Annotated in this window: 22 protein-coding genes; 8 read left to right on the top strand and 14 right to left on the bottom strand. The window is 71.5% G+C overall.

Features of this window, described 5'->3' with window-relative positions:
- Positions 1–62: 62 nt before the first annotated feature.
- Both FJ658_RS10750 and FJ658_RS10745 read left to right on the top strand, forming a co-directional pair.
- A complete protein-coding gene (locus tag FJ658_RS10750; RefSeq protein WP_141145363.1) occupies positions 63–677 on the top strand; it encodes a DUF4166 domain-containing protein in 615 nt (204 codons plus the stop codon).
- Between the two features lie 197 nt (positions 678–874).
- Entirely contained in the window at positions 875–1,789 is a 915-nt protein-coding gene (locus tag FJ658_RS10745; RefSeq protein ID WP_141145362.1) for a hypothetical protein, read from the top strand.
- Positions 1,790–1,968: 179 nt separating this feature from the next.
- Here FJ658_RS10745 and sucD read toward each other — a convergent pair whose 3' ends face one another.
- Positions 1,969–2,871, bottom strand: a complete 903-nt coding sequence (gene sucD, locus FJ658_RS10740; protein WP_141145361.1) for a succinate--CoA ligase subunit alpha — start codon at positions 2,869–2,871, stop codon at positions 1,969–1,971.
- 33 nt (positions 2,872–2,904) lie between these two features.
- Positions 2,905–4,068 (bottom strand): ADP-forming succinate--CoA ligase subunit beta, encoded by a 1,164-nt coding sequence (gene sucC, locus FJ658_RS10735; protein WP_141145360.1) that lies wholly within the window; start codon positions 4,066–4,068, stop codon positions 2,905–2,907.
- Positions 4,069–4,297: 229 nt separating this feature from the next.
- Between sucC and FJ658_RS10730 the strand changes: the two genes are divergently transcribed.
- Complete coding sequence (locus tag FJ658_RS10730) at positions 4,298–5,059, top strand: oxygenase MpaB family protein (protein WP_181408418.1); 762 nt, start codon at positions 4,298–4,300, stop codon at positions 5,057–5,059.
- 27 nt (positions 5,060–5,086) lie between these two features.
- Here the strand turns inward: FJ658_RS10730 and FJ658_RS10725 are convergent, their stop codons facing one another.
- Positions 5,087–5,461: a hypothetical protein gene (locus FJ658_RS10725; RefSeq protein ID WP_141145358.1), complete on the bottom strand. Its 375-nt coding sequence runs from the start codon at positions 5,459–5,461 to the stop codon at positions 5,087–5,089.
- A gap of 31 nt (positions 5,462–5,492) precedes the next feature.
- Positions 5,493–5,873, bottom strand: coding sequence for a hypothetical protein (locus FJ658_RS10720; protein WP_141145357.1), 381 nt, complete (start codon positions 5,871–5,873; stop codon positions 5,493–5,495).
- Positions 5,874–6,132: 259 nt separating this feature from the next.
- Here FJ658_RS10720 and FJ658_RS10715 point away from each other — a divergent pair, with 259 nt between their 5' ends.
- Positions 6,133–7,383, top strand: a complete 1,251-nt coding sequence (locus tag FJ658_RS10715) for an MFS transporter (RefSeq protein WP_181408417.1) — start codon at positions 6,133–6,135, stop codon at positions 7,381–7,383.
- 66 nt (positions 7,384–7,449) lie between these two features.
- On the opposite strand, the gene FJ658_RS10710 is transcribed toward FJ658_RS10715, so the two are convergent.
- The 3 genes from FJ658_RS10710 to FJ658_RS10700 all read right to left on the bottom strand — a co-directional run bounded on the left by FJ658_RS10710 (position 7,450) and on the right by FJ658_RS10700 (position 11,508).
- Positions 7,450–7,947: a hypothetical protein gene (locus FJ658_RS10710; protein ID WP_141145355.1), complete on the bottom strand. Its 498-nt coding sequence runs from the start codon at positions 7,945–7,947 to the stop codon at positions 7,450–7,452.
- A 106-nt stretch (positions 7,948–8,053) separates the two neighbouring features.
- Positions 8,054–10,435, bottom strand: coding sequence for an ATP-dependent helicase (locus FJ658_RS10705; protein WP_141145354.1), 2,382 nt, complete (start codon positions 10,433–10,435; stop codon positions 8,054–8,056).
- A gap of 44 nt (positions 10,436–10,479) precedes the next feature.
- Positions 10,480–11,508: a glycerophosphodiester phosphodiesterase family protein gene (locus FJ658_RS10700; RefSeq protein ID WP_255447676.1), complete on the bottom strand. Its 1,029-nt coding sequence runs from the start codon at positions 11,506–11,508 to the stop codon at positions 10,480–10,482.
- Positions 11,509–11,531: 23 nt separating this feature from the next.
- Between FJ658_RS10700 and FJ658_RS16175 the strand changes: the two genes are divergently transcribed.
- The 4 genes from FJ658_RS16175 to phoA all read left to right on the top strand — a co-directional run bounded on the left by FJ658_RS16175 (position 11,532) and on the right by phoA (position 15,332).
- Complete coding sequence (locus FJ658_RS16175; protein WP_219995765.1) at positions 11,532–11,936, top strand: DUF4190 domain-containing protein; 405 nt, start codon at positions 11,532–11,534, stop codon at positions 11,934–11,936.
- A complete protein-coding gene (locus FJ658_RS10690; RefSeq protein WP_141145352.1) occupies positions 11,923–12,486 on the top strand; it encodes a hypothetical protein in 564 nt (187 codons plus the stop codon). The genes FJ658_RS16175 and FJ658_RS10690 overlap by 14 nt, the downstream gene beginning before the upstream one ends.
- A gap of 138 nt (positions 12,487–12,624) precedes the next feature.
- Entirely contained in the window at positions 12,625–13,431 is an 807-nt protein-coding gene (locus tag FJ658_RS10685; RefSeq protein WP_141145351.1) for a Bax inhibitor-1/YccA family protein, read from the top strand.
- A gap of 215 nt (positions 13,432–13,646) precedes the next feature.
- Positions 13,647–15,332 carry an alkaline phosphatase gene (phoA, locus tag FJ658_RS10680; protein WP_255447675.1) on the top strand — a complete coding sequence of 562 codons (1,686 nt, stop codon included), beginning with the start codon at positions 13,647–13,649 and terminating at the stop codon, positions 15,330–15,332.
- Between the two features lie 152 nt (positions 15,333–15,484).
- Here phoA and guaA read toward each other — a convergent pair whose 3' ends face one another.
- The 7 genes from guaA to FJ658_RS10645 all read right to left on the bottom strand — a co-directional run bounded on the left by guaA (position 15,485) and on the right by FJ658_RS10645 (position 23,678).
- Positions 15,485–17,074, bottom strand: coding sequence for a glutamine-hydrolyzing GMP synthase (guaA, locus tag FJ658_RS10675; protein WP_141145350.1), 1,590 nt, complete (start codon positions 17,072–17,074; stop codon positions 15,485–15,487).
- Positions 17,071–17,556 carry a DUF3817 domain-containing protein gene (locus tag FJ658_RS10670; protein ID WP_141145349.1) on the bottom strand — a complete coding sequence of 162 codons (486 nt, stop codon included), beginning with the start codon at positions 17,554–17,556 and terminating at the stop codon, positions 17,071–17,073. The genes guaA and FJ658_RS10670 overlap by 4 nt, the downstream gene beginning before the upstream one ends.
- 4 nt (positions 17,557–17,560) lie before the next feature.
- Positions 17,561–18,445: an SURF1 family cytochrome oxidase biogenesis protein gene (locus FJ658_RS10665; protein ID WP_141145348.1), complete on the bottom strand. Its 885-nt coding sequence runs from the start codon at positions 18,443–18,445 to the stop codon at positions 17,561–17,563.
- Positions 18,445–19,986, bottom strand: coding sequence for a cation:proton antiporter (locus tag FJ658_RS10660; RefSeq protein WP_141145347.1), 1,542 nt, complete (start codon positions 19,984–19,986; stop codon positions 18,445–18,447). The genes FJ658_RS10665 and FJ658_RS10660 overlap by 1 nt, the downstream gene beginning before the upstream one ends.
- A gap of 3 nt (positions 19,987–19,989) precedes the next feature.
- Positions 19,990–20,520 carry a cation:proton antiporter regulatory subunit gene (locus FJ658_RS10655; RefSeq protein ID WP_141145346.1) on the bottom strand — a complete coding sequence of 177 codons (531 nt, stop codon included), beginning with the start codon at positions 20,518–20,520 and terminating at the stop codon, positions 19,990–19,992.
- A 37-nt stretch (positions 20,521–20,557) separates the two neighbouring features.
- Positions 20,558–22,417: a glycerol-3-phosphate dehydrogenase/oxidase gene (locus tag FJ658_RS10650; protein ID WP_141145345.1), complete on the bottom strand. Its 1,860-nt coding sequence runs from the start codon at positions 22,415–22,417 to the stop codon at positions 20,558–20,560.
- A gap of 139 nt (positions 22,418–22,556) precedes the next feature.
- Positions 22,557–23,678, bottom strand: a complete 1,122-nt coding sequence (locus FJ658_RS10645) for a GuaB3 family IMP dehydrogenase-related protein (RefSeq protein ID WP_141145344.1) — start codon at positions 23,676–23,678, stop codon at positions 22,557–22,559.
- Position 23,679: the final 1 nt, after the last annotated feature.

Here is a 23,679-nt window from a genome sequence, read left to right as displayed (position 1 = left end):
CCTACCGCACCGTCACCAACCTGCTGACCGAGTACATCTAGGGTCGAAGCGGAGGGAGGCCCATGGCCGAGTCAGTGTACCAGCGGGTGCTGGGCGACGACTTCGCCCGCCTCGACCTGCGCCTGCGCCGCTACTTCGGCATGCCGCCCGAGGGCGCCGTCGGCGTCGGGCGCGGGGTCTACGACGAGGCCGGCCCGGTCGGCGTCGGCGGTCGGCTGCTGAAGCCCCTGCTGACGTGGATGGCGTGGCAGCGCATCCTGTTCCCGGAGCACGGCGAGGGGATCGCCTTCACGGTCGTCAACCGCCCCGACGTGCGCCGCGGCACCCTCTCGGCGCAGCGCACCTTCGAGTTCGAGGGCGTGCGCCGCGTCATGGAGGACACGATGCTCGTGCGGCGCGGCCGGCTGCGCGACCGCCTCGGACGCACGCGCTGGCTCGAGGTCGACCTCGTGCCCGAGGTCGTCGACGGCGGACTGCGCATGACCTCGCGCGGGCTGCGCGTGCGCCTCGGCTTCGTCGCGCTGCCTCTCCCCCGCCTCGCACGCGTCACGCTCGACGAGCGCAGCGATCCCGACGGCGTGCACCAGAGAGTGGATGTGCGGCTCAGCGCCCCGCTGCTCGGCGAGTTCTTCCGCTACGCCGGCATCTTCTCCTACGACTACCGCCTCCTGCGCTGACGCCCACTCGGCGTACCTCTCGCGCCCGGACATTCGTGAGTTGCCCACTTCCGCGGCTTGTCGAGCGATGAGTACAGCAGAACTGGGCAACTCACGGCTTCGCTCGGGACTCCTCCCCGCCGCGGCCAGGAGTTGCAGAGTCCACAGATGCGATATCGGGAGTCCCGAGCCATCACGGAGAGGTCGATCGTCGAGGGATGCCGCCACCCTGGACCGCACGTGAACTCCCCAGCGAGCTCGGCCCGATGTTCCGAGTGCGCGATGCGCTCGACGAGTCGGCGGTCACCGAAGCACGACTGCGAGCGCGTGACCTCGACGCCGGGGTCTGGGGGATGCGCAGCACTGACGATCTGAGCGGAGACCTGCGTGGTCGCTGCGAGCTCTACGCCGCTCGTCTGGATCAGCGGGCCTTCTTCAGCCACGTCACGGCCGCGTTGCTGCTGGGTGTCGTGCTCCCGCGCGAGATCGCCGCACGCTCGGATCTGCACATCTCACTGCCCGCTCCGCATCGAGCGCCGCACTGTGCCGGGCTGATCGGCCATCAGCTGCGGGTCGCGGCTGGAGACGTGATCGTCCGCGACGGACTCCGACTCACCTCGCCGGCGCGCACCTGGCGTGATCTGGCCAGCATCCTCTCGCTTCCGGATCTGGTGGCCGCGGGTGATCGCATCCTCTGGCGCAAGCGTCCTCTCGCGAGTCGCGAGCTTCTGCAGCGAGCGCTGCCGACGACGCCGGTCCGCGGCTCGAAGAACCTGCGCCTCGCGTTGCCGATGCTCACAGACCGGGCCGATTCGGCCCCGGAGTCGATCGTCCGGGCCGCGCTCGTTCTAGCTGGAATGCCCGCGCCCGAGCCGAACCACGAAGTACCCGACCCGGCAGCAGGTCACTCATGGTGGGTCGATCTGGCCTACCCCGCGCTGGGCCTGGCGATCGAGTATCAGGGTGATCATCACCGCGATGTCGCTCAGTGGCGGGATGACCTGCGGCGGCGCGCGCGACTCGAGGCGCTGGGGTGGCAGGTGCTCGAGCTGACGGGCGACGATCTTCGGGATCTGGCGGCGCTGGTCCGCCTCATACGGGAGCGCATCTCTCGTCTCTCGCGCCGCTCATGAGGTGAGTTGCCCACTTCCGCGGCTTGTCGCGCTCGGGATACAGCAGAAGTGGGCAACTCGCGAGGATCGCGGGCGCGCGGCGTGGAGCGGTGCCGGGCGCACGAGGGGCCCGCATCCGGGTGGATGCGGGCCCCTCGAGCGCGAGCGCGAGCCGCGGGCGGCTCGACGCGAGTGCGGCGTCAGAGCGCGGCGTAGACCTCGCGCAGCAGGGCGGCGGTCTCGCTCGGCGTCTTGCCGACCTTGACGCCGGCGGCCTCGAGGGCCTCCTTCTTCGCCTGGGCGGTGCCGGCCGAGCCGGACACGATCGCGCCCGCGTGACCCATGGTCTTGCCCTCGGGCGCCGTGAAGCCGGCGACGTAGCCGACGACCGGCTTCGTCACGTTGGCCTTGATGAAGTCGGCCGCGCGCTCCTCGGCGTCGCCGCCGATCTCGCCGATCATGACGATCGCCTTGGTCTCGGGGTCGGCCTCGAACGCGGCGAGCGCGTCGATGTGGGTCGTGCCGATGACCGGGTCTCCGCCGATGCCGATGGCGGTCGAGAAGCCGAGGTCACGCAGCTCGTACATCATCTGGTAGGTCAGGGTGCCCGACTTCGACACGAGGCCGATCGGTCCCTTGCCGGTGATGTTCGCCGGGGTGATGCCGACGAGCGCCTCGCCGGGGGTGATGATGCCGGGGCAGTTCGGTCCGATGATGCGGGTCTTGCCGCCCTTGGCCTTGGCGTAGGCCCAGGCCTCGGCCGAGTCCTGCACCGGGATGCCCTCGGTGATCACGACGAGCAGCGGGATCTCGGCGTCGATGGCCTCGATGATCGCGCCCTTCGAGAAGGCCGGCGGTACGAACGCGATCGACACGTCGGCGCCGGTCTCGGCCATCGCCTCGGCGACGGTCGCGTAGACGGGCAGCTCGACGGCGGACCCGTCGGCGGCGGTGTGCGACACGGTGGTGCCGGCCTTGCGGGCGTTGACGCCGCCCACGACCTGGGTTCCGGCCTTCAGCATCAGCGCGGTGTGCTTGGTGCCCTCGCCGCCGGTGATGCCCTGGACGATGACCTTGGAGTCCTTGTTCAGGAAGATCGACATTTCTCTGCTTCTCTCAGTCTCTTCGTCGGCGGATCAGGCGTTGGCCAGCTCGGCGGCCTTGTCGGCGCCGTCGTCCATCGTGGTGGCCAGCGTGACCAGCGGGTGGGCGGCGGCCGCGAGGATCGCGCGTCCCTCCTCGACCTGGTTGCCGTCGAGTCGCACGACGAGCGGCTTGGTCGCCGCGTCGCCGAGGATCTCGAGCGCCTTGACGATGCCCTCGGCCACGGCCACGCACGAGGTGATGCCACCGAAGACGTTGACGAACACGCTCTTGACCTGTGCGTCGCCGAGGATGACGTCGAGGCCGTTGGCCATGACCGTCGCCGAGGCGCCGCCGCCGATGTCGAGGAAGTTCGCCGGCTTCACGCCGCCGTGCGCCTCGCCCGCGTAGGCCACCACATCCAGCGTCGACATGACGAGCCCGGCGCCGTTGCCGATGATGCCGACCTGGCCGTCGAGCTTCACGTAGTTGAGGTCGTTCTGCTTCGCCTTCGCCTCGAGCGGGTCGGCGGCGTCCTTGTCCTCGAGCTCCTCGTGCTCGGGGTGACGGAAGCCGGCGTTCTCGTCGAGCGAGACCTTGCCGTCGAGGGCGACGATGTCGCCGGCGCCGGTGAGCACGAGCGGGTTGACCTCGACGAGCGTCGCGTCCTCGCCGGTGTAGACCTCGTAGAGCTTCACGATGACGGGGGCGACCTTGCCGACGAGCTCCTCGGGGAACTTCGCGGCGACGGCGATCTCGGTCGCCTTCTCGAGCGTGATGCCGGTGCCCGGGTCGACCTCGATGCGGGCGAGGGCCTCGGGGCGCTCCTCGGCGAGCTGCTCGATCTCCATGCCGCCCTCGTAGGAGGCGAGCGAGAGGTAGGAGCGGTTGGCGCGGTCGAGCAGCACCGAGAAGTAGAACTCCTGCTTGATGTCGGCGCCGGCGGCGACCATGACGCGCTTGACGACGTGGCCCTTGATATCGAGGCCGAGGATGTCGTTGGCTGCGGCCTCGGCGTCGTCGGGCGTCTTGGCGACCTTGACGCCGCCGGCCTTGCCGCGGCCTCCGGTCTTGACCTGCGCCTTGACGACCGTCACGCCGCCGAGCTTCTCGGCGGCCGCGCGGACCTCGGCGGGGGTGTCGGCGATGATGCCGGGGAGTACGGGAACCCCGTACTTCTCGAAGACGTCACGGGCCTGGTACTCGAAAAGATCCACGCTGGCTGCTTCTTCCTTGCGCGTCGGAGTCGTGAGGGGACCGCCGGTATCTCGACACCGAGATAGTTCGACATCAAGAGATATCGGCGGCATCAACCCTAGCGCGACCGTGGGGCGCCTTCGTGCGAGGGCGTTCAGGATGCGCGGCCACCCGCCGTCGCGAGCGGCAGCCGGGCCTGTGCAAGCGGGGCACGGCATCCGCCCCGGCCGCGGATCGTACGATCGCCGCGTGAAGCCCGCCCGCGACTGGACCGAGTACGCCGCCGACGGCGGGCTCGTGCTCGGCGGAGCCGCGGCGATCCTGCTGCAGCTCGCCGACCCCGTGGTGGCGCGCGGGGTCGCGGCGCACAGCGCCTTCGCGCGCGATCCGCTGCGCCGGCTCGAGCACACGCTCGCCTACGTCTACGCGGTGTCCCTGGGCGACGACGAGGTCGAGCGGCTCGCGGCGCGCGGCGTCGACCGGGCTCACGCGGGCGTGCCGGGCGCGGTCGACGCCGAGCACCAGCTCTGGGTCGCGGCGACCCTGGTCTGGACCGGGATGCGCACCCACGCGCTGCTGCGCGGTCCGCTCTCGCCGGTGGTGGCCGAGCAGGTCGTGGCGCGCAGCGAGCGGCTCGCGACGGCGCTGCAGCTGCCGGCCGGCGTGTGGCCCGCCGATCGGCGCGCCTTCGACGACTACTGGGATGCGCGGCTGCCGACGCTCGAGGTCGGTGCCGACGCCCGCGCCGTCGCCGCGCAACTGCTGCACGCGACCGCCCTGCCCTGGTGGGGTCGAACGGCGATGCCGCTCGTGCGCATCCTGACCCCCGCGCTGCTGCCGCCTGCGGTGCGCGAGGCCTACGGACTGCGGGTGCACCGGGTGCGCGCGGCCGTGCTGCTCGCGGCGCTGCGCACGCTGCTGACGCTCATCCCGCGGCGACTGCGCGAGCTGCCGTCGCGCCGGCTGCTCGCGCAGCTGCGGCGTCACACCGAGCGCGAACGCACGGGGTGACGCCGCACGACGTGGCGCCGCGCCGCGTCACTCCGCGGTCGCGCCGAGGTAGATGCCGGCCTGCGTCGTCGCGGCCCCGACCGCGTTCACGATCTGCTCGAACGCGTCGTCGGCCTGCCCGACGCCGAGGCGGCCGCCCTTGAACAGGCTGCGGCTGCCACGCTGGATGCGCGCGGTCAGGTTGCCCGCGGCATCCGTGCCGAACAGCACGTCGAACTCGACGTAGAAGCGGCTGCCGGCGATGCCGCCGACCATGACGCTGCTCTGCAGGTCGCCGCGACTGAAGCGGTGCTCGCCGTCGGGCTGGATCTGCGCGCGGAAGCCGAGGCCGACGATCGTGCTGCCGACGACGTTCATCGCGTGCTGGTGGTCGCCCGCGAGCGTGAACTCCGTGTAGCTCATGGCCTCGGCTCCCCCGTAACAGGCGTTCGGATCAGGCCGCGGGACCCGAGCCGACGTAGATGCCGGCGTTCGAGGCGGCGCCGCCGATCGCATCCACGAGCTGGCCGTAGGCGGTGTCGGTCTTCGAGACGCCGATCGCGCCGCCCTTGAGGAAGCTGGCGCCGCCGTCGCGGTCGACGCGCACGGTGAGGTTGCCCGAGGGGTCGGTGCCGTAGGCGATGACGAAGGCGACGTGGAAGTCGTCGCCCGAGAGAGCGCCGAGCCAGAAGGTCTTGGTCTTGTTGCCGCGGCTGAGGCGGTGGGCGCCGTTGGGCAGCACCTCGGCGGCGTAGCCGAGCGACGAGACGGTCTGCGCGACGAGGTTCGAGGCGGCGCTGTTGTCGCCGCCGAGGGTGAAGAGGGTGCCGGCCATGAGGGTGCTCCTGGGGTTCTGGGCTCTGCGGTGCGTGCGAGTCGGCACGGGGCTGCGCCGGTCGCGGTGGTGGATGCCGGCGCTCCCCCCGAGGTCGCGAACCGGCGTTTCGCTCACCTTAGCGCCGGGACGCGCGCCGCGGCGATGGGGAGCTCTGCCCGTGTCGGGCGGTCGCGGCGGCGGGGCCGACGACGGTTCGGACGACGGGCGCGGTCGCGGGCATCGGCAGGGCACCCCGGCCACCCCCTACGCTGGCGCGGTGAGATTCGCCGCCCTTCGCGCGCCCTGGTACCGCGGCTACCTGATCGGCGGCTTCCTGCTCATGGCGGGCGACCACGTCGAGCACGCGATCACCTACTTCGTGATGTGGCAGAAGTTCCAGTCGCCGGTGCTCGCGGGCTTCGCCACGATCAGCCACTGGGTGCCGTTCCTGATCGGCGCGATCCCGTTCGGCCATCTCGCCGACCGCTTCGACTGCCGCCGCATCATCCAGGCCTCGTGCGTGCTGTTCGCGCTCGTGTCGGTGGCGTGGGCGGTGCTGATCGGCACGGGCACGCTGCAGCCCTGGCACTGCGTCATCCTGCTGCTGCTGCACGGCCTCTCGGGCGCGTTCTGGAACCCCGCCGACCAGCTCATGCTCTATGACATCGTCGGCCCCGAGCACCTGCCGAGCGGCGTGCGCCTCATGGCCACGGGCCTCAACCTCGGGATGCTCGTGGGCCCGGCGCTCGGAGCGGCTCTGCTGTTCCTGGTCGGCCCGGTCTGGGGCATGGCGCTCAACGTCGTGCTCTACGTGCCGTTCTTCGTCTACCTGCTGATCTCGCCGATCACGGGGCATCTGACCGATCGCGTCACCCCGCCACGGCTGCGCGTGCGGGATGTGCTGGGCGTGCTCGGCGAGGTGCCGCGCTACCCGGCGATCCTGCTGATGATGGTGCTGCAGGGCGCCGTGGGCCTGTTCATCGGCACCGCGCTGCTGCCGCTGCTGCCCGACTTCGGGCGGATGCTGGGGCAGGACGAGGGGCCCGGCTACATCCTCCTGCTCATCGCCATGTCGACCGGCGCCGTCACCGGCGGACTCGGCATGGAGGCGCTCGGGCGCATCAAGGCCAGCACGCGCCTGGCGATCGTCGCGGCCGCGCTGTTCGGGCTCGGGCTCGTCGTGTTCTCGCTGTCGCAGAGCTTCGTGCTGTCGCTCGCGGCGCTCGTGCTGGCGGGTCTCGGCAACCTGGTTTCGGCATCCACGGCACAGACGGTCGTGCAGCTCGCCGCGCCCGAGGGTCGCCGCGGCGCCTTCATCGGCGCGTTCGGGATGGCCGCCAACGGCTTCCGCGCGGGCAGCGGCGTGATCGTGGGCGGGCTGAGCGCGCTCGTCGGGGTCGCCGCGGGGGTGGGGATCGGCGCGGGCACGCTGCTGCTGATCGCCGTCGTGCTGCTGGTCGTCGCGACCGTGGCGCGCCGTCGACGCGGTGCCGCGGTCGATCCGGCGGCGGATGTCGCGCTCGACTGAGCGCGGATATCACGTCCGAGGTCAGGGTGATCCGCGAATCGGCGATGCAGCCGACCCGCGGGTCGACTAGCCCCGCGCCTGGGCCGCGATCGGCCCGGAGAAGCGCCCGGGGCTGGTGACGTGGAACGTCGGGGCCTCGAGCCCGCCGGTGAGCGCGGAGCCGACGGCGGCGGCCAGGTCGGCGCGCTCGGGGAACGGCTGGGCCACGCCCTGCGCCTCGCCGATGCCGAGCTGCCCGACGAGCTGCATGGTCACGCCGCCCTGCTGGCCGACACCCGTGAGCGGGGCCAGTCCGGTGCCGGGCAGCATCACGACCTCCTGCTCGTCGGGGTTCGCCGACAGCACGCCGATCTCGCGACCGGTCAGCGTGACGATCGCGAGCAGCACGGGCGCACTGAAGTTCTCACTCGCGACGCGGGCGTCGAGCGAGGTCGAGAACGGCTGGGCCGCGACGATCGGACCGCCGAGCCCCTCGGGCGCGCCGCGCCAGACGATGCCGGCGAACTGCGGCAGCTTCTGGATGATCGGCAGCAGCTGCTCGATCGGCGGAGGCGTCGAACTCATGCGCTCACCCTAACCGGCGCCGCGCATCCCGCCGCGGCCCCTCTTCGTGCGACAGACGTCGCCGACCCCCGCGATCGAGCGCGTGCCGGCACCCCCGCCCGGCGCATCACAGCTTCTCGATCGGGGCGATCTTGATCAGCAGCTTCTTGCGGCCGGCCGTGTCGAACATGACCTCGGCGATCGACTTGGCGCCCTGCCCGGTGACGCCGGTGACGCGCCCCTCGCCGAAGTCGGCGTGGCGGATGCGGTCGCCGGTCGCGAGCGTCAGGTCGCCGTTGTCGCGCACCTTGTTGGTCACGGCGTTCGCCCACTCGCGCTTCTCGCGGTTCGGCGCGGGCGGCAGCGAGGAGCCGTAGCTGAAGCGGTCGGAGCCGCCGCGGCGCGCGTTGAGGGCACGCGGCTGGGTTCCGCCGCGCGAGTTGGCGAAGCCGGGCGACTGGCGCCACTCGATCAGCTCGGCCGGCACCTCCTGCAGGTAGCGGCTCGGCAGCGCGACGGTGGTGTCGCCGAACTGGGCGCGCTGCATGGCGAGCGAGAAGAACAGGCGGCGCTTGGCGCGGGTGACGCCGACGTAGAACAGCCGGCGCTCCTCCTGCACTCCCCCGGGCTCGCCGGCCGACATCTGGTGGGGCAGCAGGCCCTCCTCGATGCCGGTGAGGAAGACCGTGTCGTACTCGAGGCCCTTGGCCGTGTGCAGCGTCATGATCGACACCGAGCCGTCGGTGTCGTCGATCTCGTCGGCGGCGGCGAGCAGCGCGACGTTGGTCAGGAACTCGATGAGGGTGCCCTCGGGGTTCTGCTTGCGGAACTCCTTGGTCTGCGCCAGCAGCTCCTCGAGGTTCTCGGCGCGCGCCTCGTCCTGCGCGTCCTGCGTGGCCCGCAGCCCGGTGACGTAGCCGGTGCGCTCCATGAGCAGCGCGAAGATGTCGGCGGGCGCGGCCGTGAGCGCCTGCCCGGATGCCTCGTCGAGCAGGTCGACGAGCGTGCGGATCGCTCCGGTCACCTTGGGCCCGAGCCCGAGCTGCTCGACGTCGCGGAGCGCATCCCGCAGCGGCACGCCCTCGCGGTCGGCGTGCGCCTGCAGCGTCGCCTCGGTCGCCGGGCCGATGCCGCGGCGGGGCACGTTCAGGATGCGGCGCAGCGCGAGGTCATCGGCGGGGTTGACGACCTGGATCAGGTACGCCATCGCATCCTTGATCTCGGCCCGCTCGAAGAACTTGGTGCCGCCCGGGATGCGGTACGGCAGCGCCGACCGGATGAAGATCTCTTCGAGCGGTCGCGTCTGCGAGTTGGTGCGCACGAAGACGGCGACATCGTCGAGCGAGGTGCCGGCGCTGCGCAGCTTGTCGATCTCGTCGGCGACGAACTGCGCCTCGTCGTGCGCGGAGTAGCCGGTGTAGCCGGTGATCTTGTCGCCCGCGCCGACGGTCGTGAAGAGGTTCTTCGCGGTGCGGTCGAAGTTGTTGGCGATGACGGCGTTGGCGGCGTCGAGGATGTTCTGCGTCGAGCGGTAGTTCTGCTCGAGCAGGATCGTCTTCGCCTCGGGGAAGTCGCGCTCGAACTCGACGATGTTGCGGATGTCGGCGCCGCGGAAGGCGTAGATCGACTGGTCGGAGTCGCCGACGACCGTGAGCGATGCCGGTGCGATCGAGCCGTCGGGCTTGAGACGCGTGCGGGTGTCGGCGGGCACGTTGTGCGGCTTGACGGCGCGCACGAGCTCGCGGATCAGCGCGTACTGGGCGTGGTTCGTGTCCTGGTACTCGTCGACGAGCACGTAGCGGAACCGGCGCTGGTAGAGCGCGGCGACCTCGGGGAAGGCGCGGAAGAGATAGACCGTCTGCGCGATCAGGTCGTCGAAGTCGAAGGCCTTGGCGCGGGCGAGTCCCTCGCTGTAGCGGCGGAACACCTCGAGGAACGCCGACTCCTTGGGGTCGTCGATGTTCGCGTTGCGGGCGAAGCTCTCGACATCCGTCAGCTCGTTCTTGAGCTTCGAGATGCGGCCGGCGACGCTCGACACGGTCAGGCCGAGGGTGTCGGCCTCGAGCTCCTTGAGGATGCGCTTGATGAGCGCCCGGCTGTCGGCGGAGTCGTAGATCGTGAAGCTCGGCGAGAGCCCGAAGGCCTCGGCCTGACGACGCAGGATGCGCACGCACGCGGAGTGGAAGGTCGAGATCCACATGCCCTGCGAGGCGTCGCCGACGAGACCGTGGATGCGCTCCCGCATCTCGGCGGCGGCCTTGTTGGTGAACGTGATCGCGAGGATCTGGCTCGGCCACGCCTCGCGGGTGTCGAGCAGCCCGGCGATGCGGCGGGTGAGCACGCTCGTCTTGCCCGAGCCGGCGCCCGCCACGATGAGCAGGGCGCGCCCGCGATAGAGCACGGCCTCGCGCTGCTGCGGGTTGAGCCCGGCGAGCAGGCGGTCGTCGACGGCGGCCGCGCGGTCGGTGGTCGGGTGGTCCGGCTCGAAGCCGTCGAGGACGAAGCTCATGTCCCGACGATTCTAGGTGCGACCGCCGACGCGGTCGGGCGGGCTCAGACCTCGTCGCGCACCGCGACCGCGAGGTCGGGCTGGTCGGCGAACACGCCCGCGACGCCGGTGTCGTAGATGGCGCGGAACTCGGTGCGCCAGTCGCCGACCGCCTCCTTGCCGCCGCCGAGACGAGCCGCACGGGTGAGGAAGCGGTTCTCCGCCCGCAGCGTCCAAGTGAAGACGTCGAGGCCCGAGGCGCTGATGCGCTCGACCGCGCCGGTGGACTCGACCTCGTCGTCCTCCGAGGTGATCACGAGGCTCTTCGCCAGGCTCACGCCATCGACCTGACCGACGAGCGCCGGCAGCCCGCGCGGTCCGATCTGCGCCGCGTAGCTCAGCGCGTTGACGCCGTCGCGGGCGACCAGGTCGGGGGCGGCACCGTCGGCCTCGATCAGGTAGACGATGCGGCCGGGCACGCCGCGCTCGCGCACCTTCGTCAGCACGCTCTGCTCGAACGACTCGACGATCAGCCGATCGGCCGCCGCGTCCCAGCCGGCGATCTCGAGCGCGAACAGCTCGTCGAGCGGCAGGCCGATCGAGGCGAAGTAGTGCGCGTGCTTGATCTCGGCGACCAGGCGCAGCATCCGCCCGGCGACCTCCTGGCACTCGTCGACGAGACGGAGCAGATCGACGAGCCGCAGCATCGGCTCGGCGCCGTCGTGGCCGGCCGAAGCCGGCCGCACCTTCGGCAGCCGCTCGACGGCGCGCAGGGTGGCCAGCTCGTCCCAGTCGAAGTCCTCGGTGAACCAGCCGGTCAACTTCTGCCCGTCGATGACCTTGGTGGCGCGGCGGTCGGCGAACTCGGGGCGTCGGGCCACGTCGGTCGTGCCCGAGATCTCGTTCTCGTGGCGGATCACGAGCACGCCGTCGCGGGTCGCGACGAGATCGGGTTCCACCGCATCCGCCCCCTGCTCGAACGCGAGGCGATAGGCCGACTCGGTGTGCTCGGGGCGGTAGCCGCTCGCCCCGCGATGCCCGATCACGAGCGGGCGGGATGCGGCGGTCAGGTCGGCGGGACGGTCTCCGATCACGCGCCCACGATAATGGGGGCACCATGAACGGCGGGGAAACGGCGCACGCGTGCACGCACTGCGGGCGCGAGCTCGACGCCGCGTGGAAGTTCTGCGTGTGGTGCGGCGCCCGCGTGATCCCCGAGGAACGCGCGGAGGCGATGCGGGCTGCGGCGGCCGCCGCGGCCGGCGACGCCGGTGGCCGACACCACGCGCACGACGAGCCCATCGAACGGCACGTGAACCCGGCCGCGATCTTCGCGCTCGTGCTCGGCATCCTGCTCTCGCCGCTGGCCGTGATCTTCGGCCATCTCGCCCTGAGCCAGACCGCGCGCACGGGCGATCGCGGGCGGATGCCGGCGCTCATCGGCACCGTGCTCGGCTACAGCGCGCTCGTGCTGGTCGTGATCGTCGTCATCGCCTGGGTGCAGCTGCGTGCCCTCCTCTGAGGCCGCCGACGGCACCGCCCGCGGCGCCCGCCGCGCCGCCCGTTCGCGCTTCGTCGAGCCGACCCGGCTGCTGCCGCTGCGCTGGGGCGGCTACCGCTCCCGGCTCTCCGGCGGCATCCTGCTGATCGCCGCCGGCGGCATCGCGATCGCCGGCTCGAACACCTTCCAGCTGCTGCTCCTGCTCGCCGGCACCTCGGCCCACGTGCTCGGCTGGGCGATCATCCCGAGCGACGGCTGGCGCCGCGTCGTCGCCGCGCTGCCGTCGACCCTCGGCTTCTGGATCGCCCTCTCCGGCCCGAAGTACCTCGAGGTGCTGCTGCTGCCCTTCGCCGCCTGGCTTCTCGTGCGGCACCGCCCCGCCGTCGCGTGGCTCACGATCGCCGTGCTGGGCGCCGTCGCGGTCGCCGTCAGCCTGCAGGTCACCGACTACCAGTGGATGCTGCCGGCCGGCGGGGTGATGGGCGCCGCCTTCGTCGGCAGCGCGTACCTCGCCCGCGGCATCCACGCGCTCGTCGCCCGCCGGACCCGCCCGTCGAGCGACGGCGTTTAGACCCTGATCGCTCAGGGCGGACGGCATCCCAGGGGATGCCCAGCCGCAGAGCTACAGGTGCTCCATAGACTTGTGCGAACCCGGGAATCCGGGCGACGACCCGTCGACGACGGGCCAGACCATGAGCATGGAGGCGACATGGCCAACGGAAACCCGGCGTTCCGATCCCCCGCGTTCTCGGAGCGCGGCACGGCGGCTCCGCCGATCCCCACCCCCGAGCAGCTCGCGCACCAGTACGACCTGCCCTCGGCGACCCCGGTCGAGACCGACCGGATGACCTATGAAGACACCGCGGTCAAGACCGTCGTGTCGTTCGCCGTGCTGCTGGTCGGCGCGGTCGTCGGCTACGTCGTGGCTGACTTCGCGCCCATCATCGTGATCCCGGCCGCGATCGCCGGCCTGGTGCTCGCGCTCGTCAACATCTTCAAGAAGCGCCCCTCGGCGCCGCTCGTGCTCGCCTACTCGGCGGTGCAGGGCATCGTCGTCGGCGCGATCTCGAACGCCTACGCGGGCTGGTACGACGGCATCATCCCCGTCGCCGTCTTCGGCACCCTCGCCGTCGTCGGCGTGACTCTCGCGCTCTTCGCGAGCGGCAAGATCCGCGCCTCGGCGCGCGCGACCAAGATCTTCCTGGTCGCGATGATCGGCTACATGGCGTTCTCGCTCGTCAACGTCGTCCTCATGCTGACCGGCGTGACCAGCGCCTACGGCGGCCTGCGCGGCGTCGAGATCGCGGGCATCCCGCTCGGCATCCCGCTCGGCATCCTGGTCGTGATCATGGCGGCGTACTCGCTCGTGCTCGACTTCGACAGCATCCAGCAGGGCGTGCGCAACGGCGCCCCGCGCGTCTACGCCTGGGCCGGCGCCTTCGGCATCGTCGTCACGGTCGTGTGGCTCTACCTCGAGATCCTGCGTCTCGTGAGCTACTTCATGCCGCGCAACTAGCCGCATCCGCTGCACCCGAAGCCCCCGCCGCGTCCGCGTGGCGGGGGCTTCGTGCATCCGACGCACGGCCGGGGCACGATCCGTCCACCCCGTTCGGGGGGCCGAGTTCGTCCGCGGTTCACCGGCCGGTCGACGCTCCTCAACCTGCGCTCGGTTCGGTGGAGGCGCCGGCCGCCCGGCCGGCCTTCCCCCGCTCACCACGTGGAGAACACACCATGCCCGCTTCCCCCATGCGCCGACGCCGCACCGCGGCTCTCGCCGGCGCCGGAGCCCTCATCCTGACCGCGGCGGCCCTCCCGGCCGTCGCCGCCACCGAGGGCGTCGGACTCGACGCCTTCGGCGGCGCCTTCCGCAACAGCGACGACAAGGTCGCCCAGGTGCAGTCCGCGATCCAGGACCGCACGGCCAAGAACGTCATCCTTCTCATCGGCGACGGGATGGGCGACAGCGAGATCACGGTCGCCCGCAACTACGCCTACGGCGCGGCCGGCACCCTGCCGGGTCTCGACGCCCTGCCGCTCACCGGGTCGTACACGACCTACTCGCTCTACAAAGACGGCCCCTACGCCGGCAAGCCCGACTACGTGCCCGACTCGGCCGCCACCGGAACCGCGTGGGCCACCGGCACGAAGACCTACGACAACGCGATCGGCGTCGACATCCACGGCGCCGCCCACGACAACCTGATCGAGATCGCCCGCGCCAACGGGCTGCGCACCGGCAACGTCTCGACCGCCGAGATCCAGGATGCGACTCCCGCCGTGCAGGCCGCGCACGTCGCCGCCCGCAGCTGCTACGCCCCTGACACGGCCACCTGCGGCGGCGACCTGCTGCAGAACGGCGGCCGCGGCTCGATCAGCGAGCAGCTGCTCGACACCCGCGCCGACCTGACCCTCGGCGGCGGCTCGACCAGCTTCGACAAGTCGGCCGTGGCGGGCCCCTGGGCCGGGCAGACCCTGTTCTCGCAGGCGACCACCCGCGGCTACCAGGTCGTGCGCGACGCGAACGCGCTCGCCAGCGTGAAGAAGGTCGACCAGAGCCAGCCGCTGCTCGGCCTGTTCACGCCGGGCAACTTCCCGACGCGCTACCTGCCGACGACCGCCACCGTGGGCGGCGCCGACCAGGCGCCGATCACCTGCACCGACAACCCGCAGCGCCTCGACACGCGTCTGTCGCTCGCGAGCATGACGAACACGTCGCTGGGCCTGCTGAACAAGAACAACGGCAAGGGCTTCTTCCTGCAGGTCGAGGGCGCCTCGATCGACAAGCAGGACCACGCGGCCGACGCCTGCGGTCAGATCGGCGAGACGATCGACTTCGACGAGGCCGTGCAGGCCGCGCTCGCCTTCGCGAAGAAGGACGGCAACACGCTGGTGATCGCCACCGCCGACCACGCTCACACGAGCCAGATCGTCGACTCGACCCCGCCGGGCCTCAGCATCGCGCTGACCACGAAGGACGGCGCGCCGATGAAGGTCTCCTACGGCACCTCGGCGGCGGGCGGAAGCCAGCAGCACACCGGAACCCAGGTGCGCATCGCCGCCTACGGCCCCGGCGCCGCGAAGGTCGTCGGGCTCACCGATCAGACCGACAACTTCCAGACGATCGCCGGATCGCTCGGGCTGAATCGCGACCTGCCCTCGTTCAGCGCCCGCGCCTTCGGCACGGCGAAGAACAGCCCCAAGGCGGGCAGCACGGCGAAGGTCGCGCTCTCGGGCTTCGGCGGCGACCGCCAGGTCACGGCGAAGATCGACGGCACCGAGGTCGTGATCCCCAAGACGGATGTGATCGGCGGCGACGCGACGCTGTCGTTCACTGCGCCGGCGAAGGGCTCGTACACGGTCGAGATCACCGGCACGCAGTCGCAGAAGGTCGTGAAGGTCGCGCTGACCGTGCGCTGACCCCGCTGACCCTCGCGCCGCAGCGCAGGAACGACTGAAGGGCGGGCCCGGATCGGGCCCGCCCTTCAGCGTCGCTCAGAGGAGTGCGCGTCTCACTCCCACTCGCCCGCTGGCGCGGTCGAGTTCCACACAGCGCCTATGGAGCGGTCGTTTCACTCCCACTCGATCGTCCCCGGCGGCTTCGACGTGACGTCGAGCACGACCCGGTTGACCTCGCGCACCTCGTTCGTGATGCGGTTCGAGATGCGCGCCAGCACGTCGTAGGGCAGGCGCGTCCAGTCGGCCGTCATCGCATCCTCGCTCGAGACCGGGCGCAGCACGATCGGGTGGCCGTAGGTGCGACCGTCGCCCTGCACGCCCACCGAGCGCACATCCGCGAGCAGCACGACCGGGCACTGCCAGATCTCGCCGTCGAGGCCCGCCTTCGTCAGCTCGGCGCGGGCGATGGCGTCGGCGTGACGCAGGATCTCGAGGCGGTCAGCGGTGACCTCACCCACGATGCGGATTCCAAGACCGGGCCCCGGAAAGGGCTGACGCCCGACGATCTCCTCCGGAAGCCCCAGCTCGCGGCCGATCGCACGCACCTCGTCCTTGAACAGGGTGCGCAGCGGCTCGACGAGCTCGAACTGCAGGTCCTCCGGCAGCCCGCCGACGTTGTGGTGGCTCTTGATGTTCGCGGTGCCGGCGCCGCCGCCCGACTCCACCACATCCGGGTAGAGCGTGCCCTGCACGAGGAAGCGGATGGGGTCGCCCTCCGACGCCGCCTCGGCGACGAGCTCGGACTGCACCTTCTCGAACGAGCGGATGAACTCGCGGCCGATGATCTTGCGCTTCTGCTCCGGGTCGCTCACGCCGGCGAGCGCCTCGAGGAACTGCTGACGCGCATCCACCGTGACCAGGCGCACGCCGGTCGAGGCGACGTAGTCGTTCTCGACCTGCTCGCGCTCGCCCTGCCGCAGCAGACCGTGATCGATGAAGACCGCGACGAGCTGGTCGCCGACGGCCTCGTGCACGAGCGCGGTCGAGACGGCCGAGTCGACGCCGCCCGAGAGGGCGGAGAGCACGCGGCCTGTGCCGACCTGCGCGCGGATGCGCTCGACCTGCTCGGCGATGACGTTGCCGCTGTTCCAGTCGGCGGGCAGTCCGGCGGCCTTGTGCAGGAAGTTCTCGATGACGCGCTGGCCGTGGTCGGAGTGCTTGACCTCGGGATGCCACTGCACGCCGTAGAAGCCGCGGGCGTCGTCGGCGAAGGCGGCGACCGGGGTGTGCTGGGTGCGGGCGAGCACCTGGAAGCCCGCGGGCGCGCGCGAGACCTGGTCGCCGTGGCTCATCCACACGTTCTGCTCGGCCGGCTGGCCGTCGAGCAGCGTGCCCTCGGTCACGACGGTCGCGTCGGTCGCGCCGTACTCGCGCAGGCCGGTGTTGGCGACCTCGCCGCCGAGGGTCTGCGCCATGACCTGGAAGCCGTAGCAGATGCCCAGCGTGGGCACGCCGAGGTCGAAGACGCCGGCGTCGAGCGCGGGCGCGCCCTCCTCGTAGACCGACGACGGACCGCCCGAGAGGATGATGCCGACCGGGCTCTTCGCCGCGATCTCGGCGGCCGTCGCGGTGTGCGGCACGATCTCGCTGTAGACGCCGGCCTCGCGCACGCGGCGGGCGATCAGCTGCGCGTACTGGGCGCCGAAGTCGACGACGAGGACGGGACGGTGGTCGGTCGGGCTGCTGGCGGGGGCGTCGGTCACGCGCTGGTCTCCACGGTCGATCCCGGCGAAGCCGGAGTGGCGGGGGTGCCGGCCGCGGCGTCGCGCGCGGCGCGCTCGGCCTCGGTCTGCTGGATGATGGCCTCGATCTGCCGCGGAACGCGGCGCTCGAGGAAGAATGAGAGCAGCGGGATGACGCCGCCGGCGGCGATGAACAGGAAGCGCGGGAAGCTGAACCGCGCGAGTCGCCAGAGGATGAAGTCGAGCCCGACGTAGAGCACATAGAACCAGCCGTGCGCGATCAGGATGATCGTGGTCAGGTCGGTTCCGCCGGGCGAGTGCGGCGCGGCCAGGAAGAAGGTGCGCGGCCCGCCGAGGTAGACGTCGTAGCCCCAGCCCCAGCGGATGGTCGTGACCACGCCGAGCAGAAGCAGCATGGTGCCGGTGATGACCGACGAGACCTTGTAGACCTTGACCGCCAGACGCAGCCGCGGGATGTCGGAGGGGCGGGGGCCGAGAGGCATGCGCCTAGTCTACGGGCGGCTCGGCGCCGCCACCGCCGCCCGCGGGGCCCGGTCCCGGGCCCGGGCCCGGCGCGCCGCCGCCCGCGGTCGCCGCCGCGCCCTCGCGCTCCTCGAGGATCTCGCGCTCCATCGCATCCCGCACCAGCCGGTACCAGAGGTAGAACGCGAAGCCCGCGAAGATGACCCACTCGATCGCGTAGAAGATGTTGAGCACGTTGAGGGCGGCATCCTGCTGCGGCGCCGGGGCGACGATCTTGCGGGTGCCGACCGCCGGCTCGTCGTCGACGACGTAGCCGTTGTAGACCGGGCCGGCCTCGGCCCACTCGTTGATCAGCGCCGCCGGGGCGAGCGCCGAACGCTGCCCCTTCTCGAACTCGTCGTCGCTCGGCGCCTCGCCAGGCAGGTAGCGCCCGTGGATGCTGCGGGGCGCGTCGTCGAGGCGGGCCGCGGCACGCTCGGCGGCGGCCCGCGTCGCCGTCCAGCCGAGGGCGACGGCGACCGAGTCGCCCGAGGAGTCGACGAGGTGGCCGACGACCCAGAACCCGGTCTGGCCCTGCGCCCCGTCGGCCGCGCCGACGCGCACGCGGTCGCTCAGCACGACGGTGTCGCCCGGCACGAGCGATCCGCTCACGGTCACGCGCCGTCCGGCCTCGTCGCCCGTGACCGCGGTCTGCGGTCGGTCGGCCTTCGCCAGCGCGACCGGCTTCTCGGTGTCGAGCTTCTCGGTCACGGCCGTGACGACGGCACGCCCGAGCTGCCACTGCGCGAGCGCGGCGAAGGTGGCGGCGATCGCCAGCACGAGCAGTAGCGCGGCGATCCAGCGCGGCGTGCGCGCGATGCGCCACCAGCGCCGGCCGTCGAACTCGGGGCGCTCGTCGGTCGTGCTCATCAGTACTCGGGGTCCCTCTCGCGGCGGCGCACCGGCCCGTCGCCGTCGCTCTGCAGCATGGCCTGCTCGGCCAGCCGCAGCGCATCCTGTCGATCGCGATCACCGTCGCGGCGCGGCCGGTCGTCGAGATCATCGTCGCCGAAGTCGGGGTCGTCGACCTGGGAGGAGCCTGCGGCCTCCTCGGCCTCGGCCACCGTGACCGCGCGTGGCGTCTCGACCGGCGCGGTGCCGTCGTCGTCGATGTAGCGCCCGTCGATCGTGGGCTCGGCGGCGTCGCCGCCGTCGCGGGTGCCCGACCGCGGGTCCTCCATCGCGGCCTCCGCGATCGCGAGCTCGAGGTCGCGGCCGGCATCGGGCCGCCGAGCGGCGACGCTGCGGCGGCGGAAGATCGCGCCGCCGATCTTCTCCGAGTTCACGGAGAGGATGGGCCCGACCACGGCCATGATCAGCACGTAGAGGCCCGCGAAGGGCGTGAGCCGTTCATCCAGCCCCGCCCCGGCGGCGAGGGTCGCGAGGATCAGCGCGAACTCGCCGCGGTTCTGCAGCATCGCGCTCGCGTTGAGACCCTCGGCGGGCGTGAGCTTGTTGAAGCGCGCGATGAGCTGCCCGCTCGCCGTGTTGATGATGAGGGTCATCACGACCGCCACGATGACCGGCACGAGCACGCTGCCGAACTCGCGCACGTCGAGCGCGAGGCCGAAGTTGAGGAAGAAGAACGCGGCGAAGACGTCGCGCATCGGCAGCGCGAACTGCTCGATGCGCTGGCGGAACCGGGTCGCGCCGAGCACGAGGCCGATCAGGAAGGCGCCGATCGCATCCGAGACGCCGAGCAGCTCGCCGATGCCGCCGAAGGCGACCGCGAGACCGAAGAACAGGATCGTGAAGAGCTCGTCGTCACGGGTCTGCACGATGCGCGACACGACCTTGCCGCCCCAGCGCGCGACCGCGAACATCACGACCAGGAAACCGAACGACACCAGCAGCTTGAGCACGATCGCGCCGAGGTCGGTCTCGCCGCCCACGACGACGCCCACGATGGCGAGGTAGGCGGCCACGAAGATGTCCTCGAGCACCGCGATGCCCAGGATCATCGGCGTCTCGCGGTTCGCCAGTCGCCGCAGCTCGATCAGCAGCTTCGTGACGATCGCGCTCGACGAGACCGCCGTCATCCCGGCGATGATGAGCGCCTCGCGCGTGCCCCAGCCGACCCACAGGCCGAAGGCGAAGCCCGCGCCGATGTTGATCACGATGCGCACGCCGCCCGACAGCACGAGCTTTCCGGCATTGCCGAAGAACTCCTCCTGATCGAACTCGAGGCCGAGGTTGAACAGCAGGAAGATCAGGCCGAAGGTCGCGACGAGCTCGACGTCGGCCGGCTCGAAGGCGAGCGGGAAGAAGTGCGTGTTCGGGCTCGCGAGCACGCCCACGACCATGTAGATCGGGATCGCGGGCAGGCCGATCAGCTTGCCGAGACGGCCGAGCCCCCAGGCCAGGACGAAGAGCACCCCCAGGATGAGCAGCTCTCCGCCGAGGGAGTGCATGCTCTACGCTCCCGGCGCGTCGGCCGCGACCTTCGGGGCCAGCTCCCCCGTGCGATAGAAGTTGAACGCCTTGGCGACCTTCTCGGGACTGCCCGCGACGACGAGGGTGTCGCCGGGGAAGACCTTGAAGTCGTTCGCCGGAGCCGGGTTGGCGGAGTCGCCGCGCACGACCGCGACCACGGTCAGTGCGACGAGTCCGGTCGTGGCGAGCCCGCCGAGCTCCTGCCCGGCGATGTGGTCGTCGTAGCCGACCGTGAACCAGTCGATCGACAGTCCGGGCAGCTGCTCGAGCGCCGACAGCGACTCGGTGATGCGCGTGCCGCCGAGCAGCTCCGCGAGCGTGTGCGCCTCGTCCTCGTCGAGGCGCAGCGACACCTTGGCGGCATCGGCGCCGCCGTCGCCGGCGTCGGAGAACGTGATGAGGTCGCTGTGCCCGGAGCGGTGCGTGATCACGCCGACCTTTCCACCGTCATCCGTGACGAAGGTGTGGAGCACGCCGACCCCCGGGAGCTTGACCCGTCGGACATCGACCATGGTTGAGCTCCTTCAAGCTGTGGGGAATGCCCTCAGTCTACTGAGCGCCCTCCCCCGCGGCCGGACGCTTCGCCCGAGGCGTACGGGTCGTGGACTTGGCCGCGGCTGCCTTCGACCGGGTCGGCTTCGGCGCGGTCGCGACCGGCGCATCCGCGGCGCTCGGCAGCTCGGCGAGGATCGTCGAGATGTCCGGCGCCTCCAGCCGCACCCGGTCGGCCGCGGCGTCATCCGGCTCCAGCTGGCTCGCCCGCTCGGCCGCGACGCGCCGCAGGTAGTTCTCGGTCTCCTCCTGGATGCGGTCCGCATCCCAGCCGAGCACCTCGCCCATCAGCGCGGCGGCGACGGGCGCGGCGCTGACCCCGCGGTCCCACGCCTCGATCGAGATACGCGTGCGGCGGGCGAGCACGTCCTCGAGGTGCAGCGCGCCCTCGTGACTCGCGGCATAGACGATCTCGGCCTGGATGTAGTCGTCGGCGCCCGGCACCGCCTCGGCCAGCTCGGGGCGCTCCTTGATGAGCTCGAGCACCTCGTCGGTCAGGACCCCGTAGCGGTTCAGCAGGTGCTCGATGCGCACGCGGTGCACGTCGAAGGCGCGGGCGATGCGGGCGCGCTTGTTCCACGCGGCCTGGTAGCCCTCGGCGCCGAGCAGGCCGATGTTCTCGGTCACGCTCTCCGACCACTTGCCATCGAGCGCCGCGACGGCCTCGTCGATCGCATCCTTCGCCATCACGCGGTAGGTGGTCCACTTGCCGCCCGCGATGACGACGAGACCCGGCACCGAGTGCGCGACGAGGTGCTCGCGGCTGAGCTTGGACGTCTGCTCGCTCTCGCCGGCCAGCAGGGGGCGCAGGCCCGCGTAGACGCCTTCGACGTCCTCGCGGGTGAGCTTGACCGCCAGCACCTGGTTGACGTGCTCGAGCAGATAGTCGATGTCGGCGGCCGTCGCGGCGGGATGCGCCTTGTCGAGGTTCCAGTCGGTGTCGGTCGTGCCGATCAGCCAGTGCCGACCCCAGGGGATGACGAAGAGCACGCTCTTCTCGGTGCGCAGGATCATGCCGATCTTCGACTGGAAGCGGTCGCGCGGCACGACCAGGTGCACGCCCTTCGACGCCCGCACCTTGAAGCCGCCGCGCGCGCCGACCATCGCCTGGGTGTCGTCGGTCCAGACGCCCGTGGCGTTGACGACCTGCTTGGCGTGGATCTCGAAGCGCTCGCCGGTCTCGACATCCAGCGCCTGCACGCCCACGACGCGCTCGCCGACCTTGAGGAAGCCCTCGACGCGCACCCGGCTGGCGACGTGGGCGCCGTAGAAGGAGGCGGTGCGCGCCAGGTTCGCCACGTAGCGGGCGTCGTCGACCTGGGCGTCGTAGTAGGTGAGGCCGCCGATGAAGGCGTCCTTGTCGAGGCCCGGCATCGCCTTGGCCAGCTGCCGCTTCGACAGGTGGCGGTGGTGCGGCACCCCGGGCGGGCGACCGCCGCTCCACGAGAACAGGTCGTAGAGCAGCATCCCGGCGCCGATGTAGAAGCGCTCGAACACGGGCTTCGTGAGCGGGTAGAGGAAGCGCACCGGCTTCACCAGGTGCGGGGCGATGCGCTGCAGCAGCAGACCGCGCTCGATCAGCGCCTCGCGCACGAGCCCGAAGTCGAGCTGCTCGAGATAGCGGATGCCGCCGTGCACGAGCTTCGACGAGCGGCTCGAGGTGCCCGAGGCGAAGTCGCGGGCCTCGAGCAGACCCGTGCGCAGACCGCGCGTCACGGAGTCGAGCGCCGCGCCGGTGCCGACGATGCCGCCGCCCACGACGAGCACGTCGAGCTCGCGGTCGCGCATCGAGGCGATGGCCGCCGAGCGCTCCTCGGGGCCGAGTCGAGTCGAACGGGTCACGGACCTGCGTGCCATCGGGACCTCCTCATCCGTCGCAGCCCACGCTACGCCGGAGCGTCAGCGCCGGCCGAGGGATGCGCCCTGCACGTTTTCCCGGAATGCCCTCCACGCCCGGTCCTTCGGCAGGATCGCGTGGCCGAGGCGGGCGCGGGGCTCAGGCCTCGCCGTAGGGGGCGACGACGACCTCGACGCGCTGGAACTCCTTGAGGTCGGAGTAGCCCGTGGTCGCCATCGAGCGGCGCAGCGCGCCGATCAGGTTCGTGCGCCCGTCGGCCGCCGTCGACGGCCCGAACAGCAGCTGCTCGAGCGGCGCGATCGTGCCGACCTCGACGCGGTGGCCGCGCGGCAGCTCGCCGTGGTGCGCCTCGGCGCCCCAGTGGAAGCCGCCGCCGGGCGCCTCGCTTGCGCGCGCCAGCGTCGAGCCGAGCATGACGGCGTCGGCGCCGACCGAGACGGCCTTGACGATGTCGCCGCTCGTGCCGAGCCCGCCGTCGGCGATGACGTGCACGTAGCGGCCGCCCGACTCGTCGAGGTAGTCGCGGCGTGCTCCGGCGACGTCGGCGACGGCGGTCGCCATCGGCGCGTGGATGCCCAGGCTCGAGCGCGTGGTCGAGGCGGCTCCCCCGCCGAAGCCGACGAGCACGCCCGCCGCGCCCGTGCGCATGAGGTGCAGGGCCGCGGTGTAGGTGGCGGCGCCGCCGACGATGACCGGCACATCCAGCTCGTAGATGAACTTCTTGAGGTTGAGCGGCTCGACGGTCTTCGAGACGTGCTCGGCGCTGACCGTGGTGCCGCGGATGACGAACAGGTCGACCCCCGCATCCACGACCGCCTGGTAGTGCTCCTGCGTGCGCTGCGGGCTGAGGGCCCCCGCGACCGGCACGCCCGAGGCGCGGATCTCGGCCAGGCGCGCCTTGATCAGCTCGGGCTTGATCGGCTCGGCGTAGATCTGCTGCATGCGCTGCGTCGCCGACTCGGCGGGCAGCTGAGCGATCTCGGCGAGCACCGCGGTCGGGTCGTCGTAGCGGGTCCAGACGCCCTCGAGGTCGAGCACGCCGAGGCCGCCGAGGCGGCCGATCGCGATCGCGGTCTCGGGGCTGACCACCGAGTCCATGGGGGCGGCGAGCACCGGGATGTCGAAGGTGAAGGCGTCGATCGTCCAGCTGACGCTGACGTCCTTCGGGTCGCGCGTGCGGCGGCTCGGGACGACGGCGATGTCGTCGAAGGCGTAGGCGCGTCGGGCTCGCTTGGACCGGCCGATCTCGATGTCAGTCACC

It is taken from the genome of Schumannella sp. 10F1B-5-1 (genome assembly GCF_006517535.1).
GTDB lineage: Bacteria > Actinomycetota > Actinomycetes > Actinomycetales > Microbacteriaceae > Schumannella.
Note: the sequence above shows the minus strand (reverse complement) of the source record. Positions and strands in the feature narration are given on the sequence as shown.

Coding starts and splice junctions, on each gene's coding strand:
- FJ658_RS10750 (WP_141145363.1), top strand. CDS start 63: ATGGCCGAGTCAGTGTACCAGCGGGTGCTGGGCGACGACTTCGCCCGC.
- FJ658_RS10745 (WP_141145362.1), top strand. CDS start 875: ATGCCGCCACCCTGGACCGCACGTGAACTCCCCAGCGAGCTCGGCCCG.
- sucD (WP_141145361.1), bottom strand. CDS start 2,871: ATGTCGATCTTCCTGAACAAGGACTCCAAGGTCATCGTCCAGGGCATC.
- FJ658_RS10725 (WP_141145358.1), bottom strand. CDS start 5,461: ATGAGCTACACGGAGTTCACGCTCGCGGGCGACCACCAGCACGCGATG.
- FJ658_RS10720 (WP_141145357.1), bottom strand. CDS start 5,873: ATGGCCGGCACCCTCTTCACCCTCGGCGGCGACAACAGCGCCGCCTCG.
- FJ658_RS10710 (WP_141145355.1), bottom strand. CDS start 7,947: ATGAGTTCGACGCCTCCGCCGATCGAGCAGCTGCTGCCGATCATCCAG.
- FJ658_RS10705 (WP_141145354.1), bottom strand. CDS start 10,435: ATGAGCTTCGTCCTCGACGGCTTCGAGCCGGACCACCCGACCACCGAC.
- FJ658_RS16175 (WP_219995765.1), top strand. CDS start 11,532: ATGAACGGCGGGGAAACGGCGCACGCGTGCACGCACTGCGGGCGCGAG.
- FJ658_RS10685 (WP_141145351.1), top strand. CDS start 12,625: ATGGCCAACGGAAACCCGGCGTTCCGATCCCCCGCGTTCTCGGAGCGC.
- phoA (WP_255447675.1), top strand. CDS start 13,647: ATGCCCGCTTCCCCCATGCGCCGACGCCGCACCGCGGCTCTCGCCGGC.
- FJ658_RS10670 (WP_141145349.1), bottom strand. CDS start 17,556: ATGCCTCTCGGCCCCCGCCCCTCCGACATCCCGCGGCTGCGTCTGGCG.
- FJ658_RS10665 (WP_141145348.1), bottom strand. CDS start 18,445: ATGAGCACGACCGACGAGCGCCCCGAGTTCGACGGCCGGCGCTGGTGG.
- FJ658_RS10660 (WP_141145347.1), bottom strand. CDS start 19,986: ATGCACTCCCTCGGCGGAGAGCTGCTCATCCTGGGGGTGCTCTTCGTC.
- FJ658_RS10655 (WP_141145346.1), bottom strand. CDS start 20,520: ATGGTCGATGTCCGACGGGTCAAGCTCCCGGGGGTCGGCGTGCTCCAC.
- FJ658_RS10650 (WP_141145345.1), bottom strand. CDS start 22,417: ATGGCACGCAGGTCCGTGACCCGTTCGACTCGACTCGGCCCCGAGGAG.